Origin of the sequence: Arthrobacter crystallopoietes (assembly GCF_002849715.1) — a bacterium.
In the GTDB taxonomy this organism is placed as follows: Bacteria; Actinomycetota; Actinomycetes; order Actinomycetales; family Micrococcaceae; genus Crystallibacter; species Crystallibacter crystallopoietes.
Genome location: NZ_CP018863.1, coordinates 4,288,196 through 4,306,658 on the forward strand (window position 1 = coordinate 4,288,196; position 18,463 = coordinate 4,306,658).

The following is an 18,463-nucleotide window of genomic DNA, read 5'->3' on the forward strand; positions in this document are numbered from 1 at the left end:
ATCCTTCCCGATCCTCTAACAGGAGACTCTGTGTCACTCACTGTCAAAGCCCGTAGGGGTTTGAAGCTCATGGCCGACAGCGCCGGCAACCTCTTCTTGGATAAGAGGGTGCGTCGACAGCTGAGTGCCCGAAACCCGACTACACCAGCACGTTACGAAGCCGTTCTGTATTTTGCAGATGATCCCTCAAGCGCTTATCAGATTCGGCAGTGGTTCGGTCCGATGCTCAAGCTGTCCGAACGGCACCCGGTCGCCGTGTTGGTTCACAAGGCGACAACTGCCGCGGCCATCATGGAGGACTGTCCTCTGCCGGTTTACTTGACGAGCGGCATCAACGAAGTTGAACAGTTCGTCAGCACCCATGAAGTACGAGCCGTGTTTTACGTCAACAACAACCAGGCCAACTTCACGGTCCTGCGGCTGACGGGACCTGTACATATTCACCTGAGCCACGGGGAGAGCGACAAGGTCTCGATGGCCTCCAACCAGCTTAAGGCTTACGACTTCGCGTTCATTGCCGGTGAGGCATCCAGGCAACGCATACTCGCCAACGTCCCCCGTTTGGATCCCACTAAGCTCGTTGAAATTGGCCGCCCACAACTCGACGACGCTGTAGACAACGCACCTAATAACGACGACGGCCGGGTCACAGTGCTGTATGCCCCTACATGGGAGGGCGACCGTGATGCTATGGCCTACGGTTCCGCAGCGTCTCATGGCCCTGCCCTTGTTCGCGCGCTCCTTGCCGATCCCCGTTACCGCCTGATTTTCCGGCCTCATCCGCGTACGGGCGTGCGTCTTCGTGCACATGGCGAATCTGTAAAACTGATCGATTCGTTGATCGCCTCGGCAGTGAAGAAGTCTCCGGATGCCGTGCACTACCGTGACCACAATCACGATTTCAGAGGCGCGATGGCGAAAGCTGATATCTGCATCTGTGACATCTCGGCGATGGCCATGGACTGGCTCCCGAGTGGTAAACCCTTGCTGATTGCCAAGCCCGTCGAACCGGCGGCCGTTGTCGACCCCAAGGGAATCACGAGCGTCGTACCTGTGCTGGAAGCGGCCGACGCGGAGCGGTCGCCCTCCATTCTGGACGAACTACTGTCCCGTCCCATAAGTGCCGAGCAGTTCGACTTGATCAGGCATCACTTCGGAGAGACGGACCGCGGTGCAAGCACTCAGCGTTTCCTCCTGGCCGTTGATAGAGCAATGCAGGAGCCAAGCTTGTAAAATAGTTCACCATCTGCCGTTCCAGTCGCCGAGCTTGCGGCCTTCAAGGAGGAAGAACTATTAGGGAAAACGTACCTGCAGCAGCCAAGAACAGCGGATTTCGCCCGGATATCCAAGGGCTGAGAGCTCTCGCCGTCTCTCTGGTTGTCACGTACCACCTGTGGCCCGAGCAGCTCACAGGCGGCTATGTGGGCGTAGACGTTTTCTTCGTCATCTCCGGTTTCCTTATTACCTCGCATCTGATCCGGAAACCCCCGCTAACGGGCAGGGAAATGGCCCAGTTCTACGGGCGTAGGATCAGAAGGTTGCTTCCCGCTTCTTTTGCCGTCCTTGCAGCTACCGCAGTTGCAACGCGCTTGGTTGCCGCTCCCACACAATGGGAAGGCATCGCCAAGGAAATCATCGCTTCTGCCCTGTACGTCCAAAACTGGGTCCTCGCGAGTAGTTCAGTCGACTACATGGCGGAAGGCATTGATCCAACGCCAACTCAACACTTCTGGTCATTGGCAGTTGAAGAACAATTCTATTTGGTTTGGCCGCTCGTCATCATGGCCGCTTTCTGGGTTGCAGCCAAACGTCGGCTAAGGGCAGGTGTTTTAGTTCGATACGCGATTGCCGCCGTCGTTGTCGTTTCCCTCGGCGTCTCAGTGCTGGCAACGACGGCCGAACCAGGCGGTGCCTACTTCATCACCCCTACGAGAATGTGGGAGCTCGCCATCGGTGGTCTCGTCGGTTCCGTCGCTCCACTGGCTGCAACCCGTTTGAATGCGCAGACTAACGCGGTACTGGCTTGGGCCGGGATACTTGCGATTGTGCTGGCCAGCGTAACCTACACGAATGCCACTCCATTCCCCGGTTCTGCAGCGCTTGTTCCTGTCCTCGGTACTGCTTTAGTCATTCTCGCAGGTACCAGCAGCAGCTTCTCCCCCACGCTATTCTTCCGTTGGACACCGGTGCAATGGCTGGGTGGGATTTCGTACTCCGTCTACCTTTGGCATTGGCCTCTTATCATTTTGGTGCCATATGTTAGCGGCGGTGAACTCGGGTGGCTGGATAAGGCCGTGATCATCGTGGTTACCTTGGTGCTGGCCGCGCTCAGCAAGACGTTTATCGAAGACAAATTCCGTTTCACAAAGTCGGCACAAGGTCTCATGCCGACTTTCCGGTTTGCGGCAGCAGGAATGATCATGATGACTGTGTTGGGCGCCGCGCAGCTTGCGGAGGTCAACTATCGCTCGCATCAGGCGGAGCAACGGCTGTTGGCCGTAGAGACGAGCGGCGACCCCTGTCTCGGTGCGGCCGCCATCGCCAAGGGGTTCGACGTCTGCGAGCCGGATCCGACCGCCGCGCTAGTTCCAGAACCGGAACTGGCGAAGGATGACAGGTCGGACGCCTATGCCGATGGCTGCTGGTCTAACGCGCCGTTCACGGAACGGCCCATCTGTACCTACGGCAGCGGCGAGAAGAAGGTGGCACTAGTGGGAAATTCCCATGCAGGCCACTGGCTCCCCACTCTCCAGAAACTGGCAGAACGCAATGACTGGACAATTTCAACGTTCCTGGTCTCACGTTGCAATCCCACGGACGCGCCTCTGGAGTTGGACACCCAGGAAAAAACCGACAACTGCCTTGCCTACGGTGACTGGGTGATGGAGCAAACCAAGGGCGATAAGTTCGACCTCGTCATTACGTCGGAGAGACAATCCGTACCTGTCCAAGGCGAGACTTGGGAAACAACGGAAGCCCCTGCAGTCGCCGGTTACAAGTCCTACCTGTCCAGATGGGCGGAGGCAGACACGAATGTGGTTGTCATAAAGGATCCGTTGTTCCCAGGCGGCTCGATTCCTGATTGTCTAGCGGAGAATCCGGGTAATCCGGGAGCCTGCGCAGGCACCCCAGAAGATTGGTATTGGATGGACCCACTGGAGGAGGCTGCGAATGAGCTTTCCTTGCCAAATATTAAAACCGTCAACATGGACCAGTATTTCTGCGAGGACGGCGTGTGCCATGCCGCGATCGGGTCCGTAGTCACGTTTTTCGACGGATCCCACATTACGGCAACATATGCGAAGACTCTTGCACCATATCTGGACCAGGCTCTGCAGAAACTACTCCGAGACTAATCGGCCCGTGCTGCCTCCTAGCGGCGGAGGTCCAGGCTCAGGCTGCCATGAATCGTGGCGTATGGGCGTCTGTGGTCTTTTTGCTCTGGCAGATCCAGTTGGTCGTCTACGGTGACGCGCTGGAGCTTTCCCGTCATTCCCTTGCTGCTGGCCTCCGTGAAAAAATCCACGATCGCACTGCTGAATTCGTCAAGCTCCGAATAGGGCAAATCTACGCGAAAATTAGCATGCTCGTTGTCCATACGGAGCATTGGGAAGGAACGCTCGGCGCTTCCGTCTCGCCTGCGGACCAGTAGATCGACGGCGTCCATCTCGCCATGCTCGAGGGCAACCTCCATTGTGACAACAGCAGCGCCGAGTTCCATACCGGTTACCCGGGCGACTGGCTGCAGGGAGCTCTCCAACTTGCAGTACTCCAACATTCCGGCCACGTCCCGGTTCCGGATGAACTGGGTCTTCTGCTTGAAGGGCGTCGCCAGTTGGATGTCAATATCTTCAGGAATGTAACGGTCGACAAATTCAGCATGCGCTGCTACCCAGCGCTCTTGGATCTCCGGGGAGAATTTTAGAAAACGTTGCGGTTCGTAGACGCGGAGGCACTTGCGTCGGTACAGGTCAAGGACCAGCAGTTTCGCCCGATCCGAGTCTTTGTCGCCTTCCGTCAGGATGCGGGCAATTTCCCCGACCGACCAGGTGTACCCCTCAGGAATAGTCGGCGTACTGCTGATATTGGCGCCGTCCTCCCGGGTCCTGATGAAGTAGTAGTCGTAATCGGCGAGAATGGACGTCCGCTGCGAGAGCAGGTAGCACTGGGACATAACCATCCCGTCTTCAAGCCGGACCTTATCTTCATGGAACGTGATGCCGTTCTTGACCAAGAGTTCCCGCCGCACCATTTTCTGTGGGGAGAGTGAGCGCAGGACCTCCCGTAGGTCTACGTCTTTTACTGTCCGTTCGAAGAGGGAAGCCTGGACCCGGCGCCCGCCGATACCCACCATCTTGGGAACGAGGATATCCACGTTGTTTTCATTCGCATAGTCAACCATTCTCCGAAGGGCTTGGGGCCCGAGGCGATCATCGGCGTCGCAAAAAAAGACGTATTTCGCCTGGCTGGCGGCCATGCCCACGTTGCGAGGTTTCCCCGGCCAACCGCTGTTCTCCTGATGGATTACGCGGAAATTTGTGTTGCGTGCGGCGTAGACATCAAGAATTTCTCCACTGAAGTCTGTTGAACCATCATCGACAGCAATGAGTTCGAACAACGAAGCATCTAGGTCCTGGGCCTCAAGCGAGTTCAAGAGTTCCGTGAGATATGGCATCGCGTTGTAGACAGGAACGATGACGCTGACCTTGGCGGTATCGGCACTGCTACTGGGGCCGCTGTCGCCGCCAGCGTTCGCCGCTGGCGCCTTCGCAGGCCCTCGGACATCGCGCCTTAACGCAGCAAGCCGGTCACGAATTGCCATTCATACACTCCGAAGCGAACTAGTAATCTATTCAAATTGACTTCATGAATTCTGCCATGGATCGACAACCTCGGGCACCGTCACCGTGCGCTGGACCACTGGTTTTGTAAGGGCGATCTGCGAAACCAGTAACGTTGGCACAAGTCTGCACACAATTTCTGGAGGACCGGCAACTACCTTGAGTCAGGATCTATCGAAACCCCATAAAGCAATCGCGGTCCGCAAGACCTGGATAGACCAGGCCCGCTGGTGCGCCATTGTACTGGTGGTGGTTGGCCATGCCGTAGGTGTGCTCCGTAGTACGAGTGATCTGGCAGTTGTGGTGTCCAACTTCGTCTATATGTTCCATATCCCGGTCCTTGTGCTCCTTGCAGGCTGGGGTGCGCAGCGTGCCAAAGCGGACGGCACAACGTTGACCAAGATTTTCTGGCAATTGCTGCTGCCCTACGTTATTTTTCAGCTCATCGCATTCCTGTTTAACTTCCTCTTCGAGAACGACTCACCCAGTTGGTCCTTCACGTCACAGACTTTCGGCCTTTGGTTCCTGGTTGCCCTGGCTGGGTGGCGCTTGCTGGCCCCATGGTTCCGAGGATTGAAATTCGCCATCCCGATCGCCGTCCTTGTCGCATTACTGGCCGGGTTGAGCCCACACATCGGCGGATTTCTGTCACTTTCGCGCATCCTTGTCTTCCTTCCGATGTTTCTCGCCGGCCCATGGGTGATCGAAAAGATTTCGTTGTGGAGACAGGATCTCCGGTACAGACTCGCCGGCGCTGTCGTGTTGTTCAGTGGAGGACTCGTCGCATTGCTTACACACCGCGAATTCTGGCGCACACCGTTTTTTGGAAATGCAGGTTATGAAGCTTTGGACGTTGGCGCAGTGGAGGGAATGCTATGGCGGCTGCTAGTTCTGACCGTCGGAACGGCGATGGCTGCAGCTTTCATGCTCGTGCTGCCGGGAAAGACGGGTGCTCCGTCGCCTATCGGCGCCTGGGTTGCGAAAGCCGGCCAAAAGACGATGTATCCATATCTGCTTCATTTGCCAGTCCTCACTGTGGTAGGCGCAACTGCAGCGACTGATACATTGGCACCGATTGCTCAGACCACCCTCTTCGTCGTTGTCGCCTTCGTCTTCTGCATCGTGACTGTGTCGAAACTCATCACGACCATAGCAACCCCATTTGTCGAACCGAGAAAAGCGTTGCCGCGGGGGTAACCATTCAGGTGTAACCCGCCAGTATTCGACGTGTCAGTTAGAGTGGAATCCGAACTTCAACGTTCCAGCAACCTGCTCGCATTGGACTCACTGAGTCAGAATATTTGGTTTTGGAGGACAACGTAGGTCGTGACTGCACTCAAGAGACGATTAGCCCGGCTGCGTAATCAGGCGCTCAGGCTCATGTCGACGAATGTCAGCTACTACCGCAGACACCGCGCCCAAAACGACAGCCTTTACCGAACAGGTTCCGCTTTCATGCCGATGCTGGCGAGAATTGATACCAACCTGCGGATACCGGAACAGCGCCATCGGGCCCTGTCCCTTTTACAACAGTTACTGAACAAGGCCGAGATCGACTTCTGGATGTTGCCTGTTCGTTCAGACCGTCCAAACATCGTTTGCGTCGACTCGCGAAAGCGCGAAAGTATTTTCTCCCTGCTCAGGCAGCAACCGGATTTCTCGGGTTGGTACCTCGAACCACTCAGTCCTCGAGGCAAGAGTTACGGACAGGTCCAGATAATCGGACAATCACTCAGGGCCACGCAAGCAACCGGAGTTCGGATTTATGAATTGGTGAAGGCGGAGCGAAGCTCCACCTTTTCGACCACCCCCCTGCAGGGCGTAGAGATACATTTCTGGAAGCGGGACGAATCAGGACTAAATTCATTGGTCTGGAACGATCGTGTTGTGGAGTTAACAAGCTCAGACACTGACCTTCAACCTGACGAAGAGATACGTTCAGCACAATCGAAAGCAACCCACGACGTCTCCTTTCCTATTGATATCGTCTACACCTGGGTTGATGGTGCAGATCCTGAATGGCTGAAGCGCAAAGCATCAGCACTACAGATCCATGATCCGGAGTTGTTCACGGATAGCGCGATTGATGCGGCACGTTTCGCTGATCACGACGAGCTACGTTACAGCCTGAGAAGCATCGAGCAATTCGCCCCTTGGGTACGGAAGATTTGGATCGTCACGGCCGGCCAAACTCCGCCTTGGCTCGATACTTCGAATCCGCGAATCCACGTTGTCGACCATGAAGATATATGGCCTTCGCCCGAGGGTCTGCCAACATTCAATTCGCATGCAATTGAGGCAAATCTTCATCGCATTCCCGGACTGGCCGACTACTATCTGTATTTTAACGATGACGTTCTTCTAGGACGGCCCATCGCTCCTGAACTGTTTTTCCATCCGAATGGAATCACCAAGTTTTTCCATTCACGCGCATTGGTCGACTTCGGGCCGACCCTTCCTGGAGAAAATGCCTCAACAACAGCCGCAAAAAACGCTAGGGGACTGATTCAGCAGGCCTTCGGCATGACATTCAGCCGCAAGTTCTACCACGTTCCGGCGCCCATCTCTCGCAGAATCATGAATCAGGCCGAGGAACGATTCAGCGAAGCTTTCCAACGAACGAGAGCGTCTTCATTTCGCGCTGCTACGGACATTGCACCATCCGGCTCGATGTATCTCAATTACGCCTATGCAGCCGGCCATGCTGTCCCCGGCTCCATTCGCTACGATTACATCGATCCCGCGACGATTGACGGCAGAAAACGCATGGAAGACGTCATACGCCGCAGGCACCTGGACGTCATCTGTGTTAATGATGGAGCGACTGAACAGTCACTTGAAGAACGCGAAGAAACGGACCGCTACATCCGCCTCGCTCTTGCTCGCATGCTTCCCGTCAAAAGTTCCTTCGAACTGTAGCGACGCAGAGTCGCTGCCCGCGCGAAGAGCTGCGCACGGCGGCCTTGCGTCGACCCTGCGAACTTGTCGTACGCTTCCGCGAAAGTTGTCAACTGCGAAGAGCCCAATTCAACATTTGCAGTGGCAGGGAGGTGCTCAGTACATCCAGTCACCGCCCCTGGCGCAGTTGGCTATTCCGCCAAGCAATGGGCGCCAGGAGCGGCGGTTGAGGTCGATCCATTCGGGTCTCGCAGAGCCAGATGAGGACTTCGCCGGATGTTTCCGAGACGTCATACCGCGCGCTGAACGACCCGGCGATAACGGGGCCCTCAGCAGCGCCTCTAACCTTTCACAGACACGATGTGCCATACCTCTGACTCAGAGCGCAACCTTTTCCCGTTCATTTTCGCGCTCATAGTCGGTCGGTATCGGGACAAGCTCCTTCAGGAACTGGTCGGTGATGAAGGCAGTGAGTTCGGGATCCGGATCGCCCTGATTCGGCTCCCCGAGCGTCAAGACGTCAGGCCGACGTCCTCGAAGCACCCGCGCCATCATCGCCTCTGTGCCCTCTCGGCCTAGGCCTACAAACGAATACACAATGGAACCAGGTATGGCTCGGCCAGTTGCGTAGCCATAGTACTGCGCCAGTGACGAGAGCAGTGAGATGTCGTTCTCGGACCGGAATCGCGCGGCACGCGTACGGTCGAAAACGTCTTGATACTTCACTTCCATTTCTTCCAGAACACTCCTCCGGTGTGGATGCGGAGTGTGAAGAAGACTCTGCGAAATCTCGAATCCGAATTCCTGACGGATGAGTTCTCTATTATTAGCACCTGCAATCAAATGAGGCGGAGCGCTCTCACCCAGATAATTTATCTTTGTCGGAGAAGTGAAGAATCTGCTCAGGCCATTAGCAGAAAAATAAGTCTCTGGACGCTGCGGGCGAGTAAGAATAGTGTCATCGTTGAAATAGAGAAAGTGTTCAGCTAGGCCGTCGATACGGTGCAGTACTGTCTCGATTGCATGCGAATTAAAAGTAGGTAAAACGCTGGCTTGTGGGAAAAGCGAGTCATGCGATACGAACTCTATGCGTTCATCCGACTGGGCGAACCAAGCAGGAGTCTGACCTGCAGTAACTATGAATATCTTTCGTATCCAAGGGGCAAACATCCTCAAGGAACGGATGGAATACTTCAGTTCATTCCGGTTCGTAAATCTGGCTGTGCTTGCCGCTTCCGAATGCAATCGGTCGATTTCGGGCAAGTACCTCTCTCGCGCATCACGCCACGTCGGGTCAGTATCGTCAACCCACGTGTAGACGGCGTCAATGGGAAAGGCTATCTCTGACCAAATAGGAAGATCTTGACTGTCAGAACTGCTAGGCAGATGAATCTGTCCCGAAGTAGAAGTGTCTGCATGGAAGAGTGTCTCAGGCAGTCTGTCCAGGACACGATTATGCCGCGGAGGCGCAAGAAGACCGGGTTCTTCCTCAACCTCATTCCAGAACTCGACGTCACAAGCGTAACCATCGCCGCGCCGAACGATAGCCTCAGGATCTACATATTCCCGGAAGAGCCGAATTGTCGTCGCCGATTCGTATGCCGGCGGAGTTTTCGGTGATCTGGACGGCTCCCAAAACCCCGGCGTCAGCTTTCGAGACCCGGCGAGGGCTTCAACGCGTAATCCGGAGTATTTGGGTCCGGTGAGCGACTCGAGGAGCCTGTCCTTGTCTCGGGCAGAAACGGCTATGGATGAGCGGTTCAGATCGTAGCCTTTGAGCACCAAGTAGCGAATACCTGCATCATCCAATAGTTGGCGCACCAATTCAGCGTTTCGCTGGGTCACTTCATGCCCAGCTAATTTGGAAATCTCAAGTACGAAGTCGGACGAACTATCAAGCGTTTGTTCCGTTTCGTCAGATTCCTCCGCAGCCGCTTCCTGCTGTGAATTCAGCAGTTGCGTTGCTTTTTTCGTCCGCCGCAATGACCGTTGGTCGCGCGTCGATCCGTCAGAGGCTTCCTCAAGCAGCGCGGAAAAGAGTTCGATCCATTTCTTTTGGACTCGATCTGGTGAAAAGCGGGCGGCAGATGCCTTCGCCGCCGAGCCCATACGGATACGCTTGGCTGGATCTGCCATCAACTCTTCGAGCGCGTGGGCCAGGATCTGCACGTCTCCAGTTGGAATAAGTCTTCCGTTCACCCCATCATCGATAATCTCGGATGGGCCAGTTGGGCAGTCATATGACACAACTGGTACGCCAGCGGCGATCGCTTCAAGCGCTACAAGGGGCAGGCCCTCGCTCCGGGAGCTTAACGCCGCGATGGAAGCCTTGGACCATTCCGAAAGCATATCCGTGACCGGCGGGATGAGCTCAAGACGTGATTCCACGCCCAACCGTCGAGCCATGCGCCGATAGGCGTCCTCCTGCGGCCCTGACCCGTAGAGGCGAAGCCTCCAATCCGGATGTTGAGGTGCAGCACTTGCAAAGGCCCTGATTAAATGGTCGAAGCGTTTTCCGGGGACAAAACGTCCCGCCGCGACGATCAAAGGCAGACGTCCAGAAGACTCGGGACGAAACACGTCAGGAATGGCATTGGGAATCGTGACGAGATTCGGAGCCGCAGCCTGGAGTTGATCCGCAAGCCAATCCGACGACTCATCAGTCAGTGAAACTATGCAGTCGGCCCGAGGACCGAACAGAAGAATCGGTTCGGCAGTCACGCCCCTGGTACCTGTAGACCGATGCTCTTCCTCAACGACAATGATCTTTGGAGGCGCTTGTTGAACCGCGAGAGCGGTCAAAGCAGGAGTCGAAGTCACCAAGATATCGCAGTCCAGTTGAGCAAGAGCACGATCGATGGCGACGTCAGTAAGTGCATTGAGCTGGTTGTCCCACTTGTCAGGAATGAACCGCGAAGGCGATTGACTGAGCAGGTACTGTTCATCTGGATTCGCTGCGGCGCTGTTGTCGTCAGCGATAATTACCCATTGGTTCCGATCAATCAGATACTGCACTTCGACCCGCGGGTCTAAATCGAAAAATGTCGAGCCGGTGTCGCGGTACAGGCTGAGGATGCCAGCCTCGTGACCGTCCTCTACCATGCTGTTCGCCTGGGTTATTATTGCGCGTTCTGTGCCCGCCGCGTTATCCGCCGTCGTCAGGAAGTATGTAATTTTCAACTGCCGGTTCCTTCCGGTTGAACGGCGGGAAGTTGTCCGCCCTTTATCTCCAAAGATAGGTATCCGTCCAAAGTCCAATAGGGACGCAAGAATCTACGGCGGCTCCCAGAGTGGAAAGGGGCAGCAGCGTATTTGAACACGGCACGTGGGTCTTCGATGTCCGTGAGCCCCGAACGTACCCGATAAGGGTCCCTCGCCGAATGTTCCATCAGCACATCCCATACAACCGGCTGGCCGGTTTGAGCGGCAACGTCAGAAGCCAGAACGTCTTCGCCCTTTACTCGCACTTCGCCGCGGCCGCCGGTGATTTGGAACGGAATTCGCACTTCTACCCTGGCCTTCCTCTTCCGGACCACAAGGACTGCTTCGCCATCGGGAACAGTTGCTGACGCTCGTATGTGGCAGATGATTGACCCCATATGTACTGTGAGGCGTTCCACATAAAGCTGTTCAGGAGCCGGCTCGCCGATCAATAGAAGAGCTCCTGATTGTGTGCGCCAGGTCCAAGTAGTTCCGTCGTCAGGAGACACCGCAGCGATTTTGGGCAGTGAGTCTCCCCCGGACGCTCGCAATGTCACTCTTTTAGTTTTGCCACCCGAGACAGCATAGGCTTTCCACGTTTTAGCTCCTGCTGAAACGGCCCCGACCGGCAGGTGTCCAGTCGCTTGCCAGCGCATGTTGAAAGAATTGATGGACCGCATGCGGCACTCGAATCGCTGACCATCCCTGGAAGCGAACCATAGCTCAGAAATATGATTCCGGCTGTCCTCCGGCTGGAAGCCGCCCAAGGTAATCAACGATCCGTTGGCGACGGAAACGTCAGTGGCGACTAGAGCATCAGACGCTAGAAATCTCGAAGAGATGAAACCTAATGCTTTTCGTCTGGCTCTGCCAACCGTCCGACGGGAAGTTTGGGCGACCCGCCTGATCGAAGACGGCAACATCATATTTGCACCAGCCTTTGTGGAAGTAAATGAGGGAAACGACTTCGACAAACGGCACTAGATGGAGGACCGGGGACAAGCCGCGTTGTTCACATCAGCTTCAAGGTCAACGGTCGTATTGTCTTATCAGTCTGAACCAGCCCCAGTTTACGCGATGGATCATCAGCACTGACAAATCGGACTCAACTCAGTTCCTTTACGATCTGGCTGAGACTGTCCAGAGTTCGCTTCAGTTCCTCTACATGACGTTCATCGAAGGCGCTGAGAACGCGCTTCATCTCCGTGGTTGAAATACCGCTCGTTCTAGGCAGGTAGACAACTTCGACCTTGTCTTCAAGCTCGTCAAACTTCCCTTTCCAGTCTTCTCCGATGCCAAAAATCTGGACATCGTATTTTTCAATATCCTCCCGTTTTTGACTCCAGCGCTCTTCAGGGATCGCAATGTCCACATATTTGATGGAACGGACAATCTCGATGCGTTGCTCGAACGGAACAATAGGCCTCTTGCCCTTTACGGCGTTGAATTCGTCAGTCGAGACCCCCACGATCAAGCGGTCGCCCAGCGCGCGCAGTCGCTTGAGGACGTTCAAGTGACCGATATGAAAAAGATCAAAAGTTCCGTAGGTCAGTACTGTCTTGGTCACACTTGCACCTCATGTTGTATATGACTGGTAAGTCCGCTGACGAGTATATGTGACTATCCGTCACGGTTACTCTCGTCGCCCCCTGCTGACAACGATGCCGCCTGTCTGGGTGCGAGGGACGAAATACCGCTGCTGACATTCCTGCGGATCAAGGGGCCGAGAGGCGTCTCAATATACTTCCAAATGGCCCATGCCAGGCCAAAGCACACGCTAGTAGCGAGAAATAGAGTTATCCCAGGTGGCAACGCATCTTGGATGAGGTGAATAATCCACCATCCAAAATACTCATGTATTAGGTACAGAGGATAGGTCAGCGCTCCGGCGAAGCTTAGACCTGCCCAAGAAAGCCGGCTTAGCCGCGTCAAGGTGGCCGCAGCCACTACCGCAAAGCAGCCCGCTACGACTATCCAACATGCCACCGAAGGAAAGGACAAACCTGTAATCTCTTCCATGCGTCTGAACTGTCCGGTTTGGGTCTGTTGCGCCGCGAGTGCCACGTTGATCAGAATCCCGAACCAACAAACGAAATTCCTACGGTTCTCAAGCAGCACGAACAGGAGCATGCCACCGGCGAACAGGGGCGCATAGTCCGGCATGAGGATCTCGGACAGGAGGTTGTTTTCTGCCGCCTCCGCTATGGCGGCCACAACCGGCCATAGGATCGATACGGTAAGGATTCGCAGCTTCGTGATCCCCAGCATCATGAAGACGCCGATGAGCACATAAAACTTCAGCTCCACCCATAGCGTCCAATACACTCCGTCTACATGCTGAACGCCCAGAGGAGTCTGGAGCATCGTGAGATTGGCTAGCACTTGCGTGATGCTGATGTCCGCTCCCTCAGGCCAGACAACAAGCAACAGACCGCCGGTGAGCAGGACCCCTGCCCAATATCCTGGCAGCAGCCGGCCAGCTCGCGACGCCACGTAGTCTCCGATAGAGCGCCCGGTCGCGGACATCAAGATGACAAACCCGCTAATGATGAAGAATAGCTGCACACCCAAAGCACCAAAAGCAGCAACCGGCGCAAAATCGGGGAATACGTCCACGACCGGGCGGCCCCAATATGGATTCTCTCTCGCGGTGAAGTGATACAGAACAACGGCGAGGGCTGCAAAGATTCGCAGTCCGTCCAGAAGCCGGAATCGAGGTTTGGCCTGGGTTGCACGGTTCACGCCATCCGCGCTTTCATTACCGAATGGATGCCTCGATCCCGATGACGAAGCAGGGACCGGTGATTCGTCAAGAGCAGTGGGCCCATCTACTGCCCTCCGTTGCTCGCTCAAGCCTTCCAGCGCCATGACCCACCTAACTCAGTTGCCCAGCGCCGGGTGGCCTTGCACGACGAGCTCAGCCGTTTCTCTTCCCACGCCAAAACGATTCTAAGCAAGACTTTGGCAGTAATTGAAACCGAATCGTAATTCGACCGCGGAAAGGCAGGGTTCTGCGAGTGGGATGTCTAAACTATGGGCCAGCGACCCGCAGCTCCCATGCGGAACACCGTGGACCACCTGAGCTTACGGCGCTCTTCGTTCGGTCCCCACGGATTTTGCTGCCAGCCCGAGCGCCACCCGGCGAACCATGGCTTGAGCTGCTCCGGTTGCCTTCGGGAGCGCGCGACCTGCACCAAGGTCCAAGAGGCGACGTAAAGCCAGCTGAAGGGCCAGTGCAGGTTCCTGCGTGCCAGCCAGACTCGGTTCCGCGCGTTAAGCCGGAAGAACTCCTCATGCCGGCGGGGATCGATGACCGGATGCCCGGCACGGAGGTCACCGGCGTACCAAGTCCGGAAACCGGTGTCCCAGACGCGCCACGCAAACTCTATGCCTTCATGGGCGTACCAGAATGTCGCAGGCCAACCGTTAGTCCGGTCAAAAACATCCCGGCGCATCACGATGGCCATTTCGACGACGGAGAAGACGTTGCTGGATTTAGTATCTTCACCCTTGTTCAGACGCGGAATCCACCGCTGCGGCGCATCAGGATTGGCAGGGTCTTCAATCCGCGGCTGGATCATGCCAATGTCGGGCTGGCTCCGAAAGAGCTGGGCGGCTTTCCACAGGAAGTGCTCGTCCGGCAGCCAGGCGTCGTCGTCAAGGAAGAACAGGTACTGGCCCGATACGTGCGGGACCCCCGCATTGCGTCCGGCGGGAATGCCCAGGTTCTCTTCCAGATGAAGTGACTTGAATCCCGTGGGCAATCCCTCTGGCCGCCAGCCGTTGCCCACAACCACAACATCGAGTGAAACGTCCTGCTGTGCCTGCAGCGAGGCGAACCCACGCTGCAGGTCATCCGGACGGGTTCCTTGGGTCAGGATTACGACGCCGAAGGTTGGCAACGCGTCGAACTCATCTCCCGCCGTCGTACTCTCTTTGGTGCCTTCCATGGCGCTCACTTCCGCAGCCTCGGCGAGGCCATGATGGCGACGAAATGGCCTACATTCACAAAAATCACTCCGGGTACGAGGATATAGAGCAGCCAGCGCTCCCCCAGCATCGGCTGCGCGGCGACGAGGGACACAATCGAGGCAGCCAGGATGAGCAGGCTCATCTCCACCGAGTGCAGCACCCGGTGGAAGGGCAGGAACCTTGCCAGCCGCCGCAGTCTCCCCACAAAACTTGCCGCGGGTACGGCCTTTGCAGCGGAGGTATCGGCCAGTTTGTCCATTCCCGCCAGGGCACGGGAGGCGTGGACCATCTCGTTCTGGGCTTTGTTCAGCACGATCCCCAGTGCCAGAACTGCGCCGAGAAACAGGTGCAGGTAGGCGCTGCCCGGATCCGTTTGCAGCAGACCAAGCTCGCCCAGGCACCGCAAACCCAGGGCCAACGGGATCAGGCCCTCCGTGGTGTAGTGGCCGATCTTATCCAGGAAAATTCCTTTGGGGCTCTGAGTTCCGCGCCAGCGGGCGACTTCCCCGTCGCTGCAGTCGAAATAGAGCTGAAGCTGCGAAAAGAAGACCGCCAGCAAGGGTCCCCAGATCCCGGGGATCAGGAGGGATGCCGAGATGGCCCAACCGGAGAGAATCATCAGTCCGGTGACGCCGTTTGCCGAGATCGGCGTCCGCACCAGCGCGCTGGTCAGGTAGATCGAAATGTGGCGCAGGTACAGTTCCGCCGTCCAGTGCTCGGCGTTCTTGCGGCTGCGCACCTCCGGAGGTTGGGCGACCGCGCGCAACTGCTCCAGGGTGGGCCGGGCGGGACGCTCGGTGCGGGTCATGACTTCCTCCTGCTGGTGTCCACGGTTCCGCGGGCGCCCATGATCCGGCCGCGGATGTAGCCCAGGCCCCAGCTGATGTGAATGCTGGGCAGCACGATGAGCAGTCTGAGTCGCTCGGCCATGGTCAACCGTGCCTTGATGGTGAGCGCAGCATAAATAATGCCCAGCGCATACAGGACCGGGACGAATCCGGCCAGCAGCACCAGCACGGCGACCCAGACCGGCCACGTGTCCGGGACTTTCGCCAGCAGGAGTACTTCGGCCACGAGACCAATGACGAGTCCCAGCACAAGCAGCGGCGGCAGGAAATGCCGTATTGACTTGCCTTCCTTGTGGCGGCGGGCGAGTTCCGCACGCCAGATGCCGGCGGCGTAGAACTGCCGGATCACCTTGTTCCAGCTTGAACGCGGCCAATAGGTGACTGTCATTTCCGGATCGAACCAGACGGTGTATCCGGCCTGGCGCAGGCGCAGGCACATATCCCAGTCCTGTCCGCGCCAAAGCGTTTCTTCAAAAAGCCCGACGGCGTCCAAGGCTTCACGGCGGAAAATCCCCAGGTAAGCCGATTCAGCCGGCCCTTCCGGAGCGCCGCTGTGATATGCCGCGCCGCCAAGGCCAAGCGGGGAATGGTAGGCCGTTGCTACCGCCCGCTGAAAGGCCGTCTTCCCCTGCGCGTCCATCAGGCCGCCAACGTCCGCGGCACCGGTGCGCAGCAGGGTGGCAACCCCCCTGGCCGTGTAGTGCGGCTCCAGTTCAGTATGTGCATCCACCCGGATGATCACCGGGTACTTCGAGCCCTTGATCGCAAGGTTCAGCCCGGCCGGAGTCCGACCAGTGGGACTCGTGACCGTGCGCAGCCGCGGTTCCTCGCGCTGCAGCTGCCGGACAACGTCATCGGTCGCATCGGTACACGGTCCCATCGCCAGCACGATCTCCTTGGGGCCCGCATATTCCTGGCCCAGGATGCTGCGGATGGCTCCCTCAATGTGCTCAGCCTCATTGAGGACGGGCATCACATAGGAGACACCGGGATGCGGGGCAAGCGGTGCGAGTTCAGGCGTCAACGGCACTACTTCTTGGTTTCCTGGTAAGCGTCGACGACTTCCTTCGGATCTCCATCCATCTGCAGGACACCCTTGTTGATCCAGATGACGCGGCTGCAGGTATCCAGAATGGATTTCATGGAGTGGGACACCAGGAAGACCGTACCGGCATTTTCACGGATCTCGCGGATGCGGGCTTCGCTGCGCTTCCGGAAACGCTGGTCACCCACTGCCAGTGCTTCGTCCACGATCAGGATCTCGTGCTGTTTGGAGGCAGCGATGGCGAACTTCAGCCGGGCCTGCATGCCCGAGGAATAGGTGCGCATCGGGAGATCGATGAACTCTTCCAATTCAGCGAACTGGACGATGTTATCCCGCAGTCCGTTGATCTCCTGCTTCGAAAAGCCGAGCGCTAGACCGCCGAGCTGGATGTTCTTTTCGCCGGAAAGATCCGGGATCAGCGCTGCACCGACGCCCAGCAGGTTCGGCCGGGAAGAGGCGTAGACAGCGCCGTCGCTGGGCGGCGTCAGGCCCACCAGGGTCCGCATCAGCGTGGACTTGCCGGAACCGTTGGAACCGATCACGCCGATGGACTCGTTCTCATAGGCAGTGAAGGAGACGCCCTTGAGGGCGTGTACTTCACGGATCCCGCCGCCGCTGCGCTTGAGCAGCGACCGGCCCGTGCCTTTGACAGGCTTGCCGCCCGCATAGACCCGGTATTTGACGTGCAGATCATCAACCACCACTACCGGCTTCCGCCCGTTGGCTGACGCGTCCTGATTGGCCAAATCCACTCCCGTTTTAGTCGACTCGGCCATAACGCTCCTCAGCGGACCAGAAGAACAGTACGCCCGCAACGAATACCGCTACGGACCAGACCGAAAAGTACAGCCAGTACATCGGGTCGTAATCAAGCCCGGGCATCAGCGCCCCACGGGCAATGGACAGGACCTCGTGCAGCGGATGGTAGTCAAACAGCGCGATCGCCCACGGATGGGATGCCAGGATCGTTTCGATCGAGAAGAGGACACCCGAAGTGTAAAACAGAATCCGCGTGAACAATGGCAGCAGTTGGGTCAGGTCCCGGACATGCACAGTCAGACGCGCACCGATCAGCGCGACACCGAGGTTGAACATGGTGAAAACCGCAACCAGCGGGATCATCAGCAGCCATTCCACGGTGATGGGTGCGCCCAGCAGCAGAATGTAAACCACCATGACGCCCAGCATCGGGACCAGGGTCATCAGTTGCTGGATCACTGTGGAGACGGGCAGCGTGATACGGGGGAAGGCCAGGGACTGGACCAGTGCGCCATTTCCGGTGATGGACTTGGCGCCGTTGTTCATCGAGGTGGAAAAGAACTCGAACAGGAAAACGCCGATAACCACATACATCGGAAAGTTTTCCGGTCTGCTGGCGCCCTGCAGGATGCCGAAGATGGCCCCGTACAGCAGCGCGTTCAGCGTCGGCTTGATGAAAATCCACAGCATACCCAGCCGGTTGCGCTGGTTGGATGCCTCGATCTTGTACTTGGCCATGGCGATGGCGAAGTCACGGCGCCCCCAGGCATCAGCTAGATATCTGGGCAGTGACGGCCGGGCCCCGACTCGGTGGAGTCGGTTCCGGTCCGCATATTCGGCAAGGCTCATGCCAGGTAGTTCCCTTACGCGCGAATGGTTTGGTGCGGCGCCTGGCCCGG

The 18,463-nt window shown here is 57.1% G+C and carries 13 protein-coding genes; 4 read left to right on the forward strand and 9 right to left on the reverse strand.

The window, feature by feature from the left end:
* Positions 1–69: 69 nt before the first annotated feature.
* Together AC20117_RS19710 and AC20117_RS19715 are read left to right on the forward strand one after the other, a co-directional pair.
* The gene (locus AC20117_RS19710) at positions 70–1,233 is read left to right on the forward strand and encodes a CDP-glycerol glycerophosphotransferase family protein (protein ID WP_074703379.1); all 1,164 of its coding nucleotides are present in this window, start codon (positions 70–72) and stop codon (positions 1,231–1,233) included.
* Positions 1,234–1,391: 158 nt separating this feature from the next.
* Positions 1,392–3,356 carry an acyltransferase family protein gene (locus AC20117_RS19715; RefSeq protein WP_236777619.1) on the forward strand — a complete coding sequence of 655 codons (1,965 nt, stop codon included), beginning with the start codon at positions 1,392–1,394 and terminating at the stop codon, positions 3,354–3,356.
* A 17-nt stretch (positions 3,357–3,373) separates the two neighbouring features.
* On the opposite strand, the gene AC20117_RS19720 is transcribed toward AC20117_RS19715, so the two are convergent.
* Positions 3,374–4,822: a glycosyltransferase gene (locus tag AC20117_RS19720; RefSeq protein WP_074702116.1), complete on the reverse strand. Its 1,449-nt coding sequence runs from the start codon at positions 4,820–4,822 to the stop codon at positions 3,374–3,376.
* 178 nt (positions 4,823–5,000) lie between these two features.
* On the opposite strand from AC20117_RS19720, the gene AC20117_RS19725 reads away from it, so the two are divergent.
* The gene (locus AC20117_RS19725; RefSeq protein WP_074702115.1) at positions 5,001–6,038 is read left to right on the forward strand and encodes an acyltransferase family protein; all 1,038 of its coding nucleotides are present in this window, start codon (positions 5,001–5,003) and stop codon (positions 6,036–6,038) included.
* A gap of 129 nt (positions 6,039–6,167) precedes the next feature.
* The gene (locus tag AC20117_RS19730; protein ID WP_101632653.1) at positions 6,168–7,760 is read left to right on the forward strand and encodes a stealth family protein; all 1,593 of its coding nucleotides are present in this window, start codon (positions 6,168–6,170) and stop codon (positions 7,758–7,760) included.
* 357 nt (positions 7,761–8,117) lie between these two features.
* Here the strand turns inward: AC20117_RS19730 and AC20117_RS19735 are convergent, their stop codons facing one another.
* The 8 genes from AC20117_RS19735 to AC20117_RS19775 all read right to left on the reverse strand — a co-directional run bounded on the left by AC20117_RS19735 (position 8,118) and on the right by AC20117_RS19775 (position 18,413).
* On the reverse strand, positions 8,118–10,919 hold the full coding sequence (locus tag AC20117_RS19735) for a stealth family protein (protein ID WP_074702113.1): 2,802 nt from the start codon (positions 10,917–10,919) through the stop codon (positions 8,118–8,120).
* Positions 10,920–12,045: 1,126 nt separating this feature from the next.
* On the reverse strand, positions 12,046–12,507 hold the full coding sequence (locus AC20117_RS19745) for an FAD synthase family protein (protein ID WP_074702106.1): 462 nt from the start codon (positions 12,505–12,507) through the stop codon (positions 12,046–12,048).
* 53 nt (positions 12,508–12,560) lie between these two features.
* Positions 12,561–13,808: an acyltransferase family protein gene (locus tag AC20117_RS19750; RefSeq protein WP_083339840.1), complete on the reverse strand. Its 1,248-nt coding sequence runs from the start codon at positions 13,806–13,808 to the stop codon at positions 12,561–12,563.
* Between the two features lie 158 nt (positions 13,809–13,966).
* The gene (locus tag AC20117_RS19755) at positions 13,967–14,890 is read right to left on the reverse strand and encodes a glycosyltransferase family 2 protein (RefSeq protein ID WP_074702103.1); all 924 of its coding nucleotides are present in this window, start codon (positions 14,888–14,890) and stop codon (positions 13,967–13,969) included.
* A 5-nt stretch (positions 14,891–14,895) separates the two neighbouring features.
* Complete coding sequence (locus AC20117_RS19760; protein ID WP_074702102.1) at positions 14,896–15,720, reverse strand: CDP-alcohol phosphatidyltransferase family protein; 825 nt, start codon at positions 15,718–15,720, stop codon at positions 14,896–14,898.
* The gene (locus AC20117_RS19765) at positions 15,717–16,790 is read right to left on the reverse strand and encodes a glycosyltransferase family 2 protein (RefSeq protein WP_074702100.1); all 1,074 of its coding nucleotides are present in this window, start codon (positions 16,788–16,790) and stop codon (positions 15,717–15,719) included. The genes AC20117_RS19760 and AC20117_RS19765 overlap by 4 nt, the downstream gene beginning before the upstream one ends.
* The gene (locus tag AC20117_RS19770) at positions 16,790–17,581 is read right to left on the reverse strand and encodes an ABC transporter ATP-binding protein (RefSeq protein ID WP_074702099.1); all 792 of its coding nucleotides are present in this window, start codon (positions 17,579–17,581) and stop codon (positions 16,790–16,792) included. Before AC20117_RS19770 ends, AC20117_RS19765 begins: the two co-directional genes overlap by 1 nt.
* The gene (locus tag AC20117_RS19775; protein WP_074702097.1) at positions 17,565–18,413 is read right to left on the reverse strand and encodes an ABC transporter permease; all 849 of its coding nucleotides are present in this window, start codon (positions 18,411–18,413) and stop codon (positions 17,565–17,567) included. Before AC20117_RS19775 ends, AC20117_RS19770 begins: the two co-directional genes overlap by 17 nt.
* Positions 18,414–18,463 lie beyond the last annotated feature (50 nt).

Excerpts from the sequence above, each read along its gene's own strand:
- AC20117_RS19755 (WP_074702103.1), bottom strand. The coding sequence starts at position 14,890 with ATGGAAGGCACCAAAGAGAGTACGACGGCGGGAGATGAGTTCGACGCG.
- AC20117_RS19750 (WP_083339840.1), bottom strand. The coding sequence starts at position 13,808 with ATGGCGCTGGAAGGCTTGAGCGAGCAACGGAGGGCAGTAGATGGGCCC.
- AC20117_RS19770 (WP_074702099.1), bottom strand. The coding sequence starts at position 17,581 with ATGGCCGAGTCGACTAAAACGGGAGTGGATTTGGCCAATCAGGACGCG.
- AC20117_RS19710 (WP_074703379.1), top strand. The coding sequence starts at position 70 with ATGGCCGACAGCGCCGGCAACCTCTTCTTGGATAAGAGGGTGCGTCGA.
- AC20117_RS19775 (WP_074702097.1), bottom strand. The coding sequence starts at position 18,413 with ATGAGCCTTGCCGAATATGCGGACCGGAACCGACTCCACCGAGTCGGG.
- AC20117_RS19760 (WP_074702102.1), bottom strand. The coding sequence starts at position 15,720 with ATGACCCGCACCGAGCGTCCCGCCCGGCCCACCCTGGAGCAGTTGCGC.
- AC20117_RS19720 (WP_074702116.1), bottom strand. The coding sequence starts at position 4,822 with ATGGCAATTCGTGACCGGCTTGCTGCGTTAAGGCGCGATGTCCGAGGG.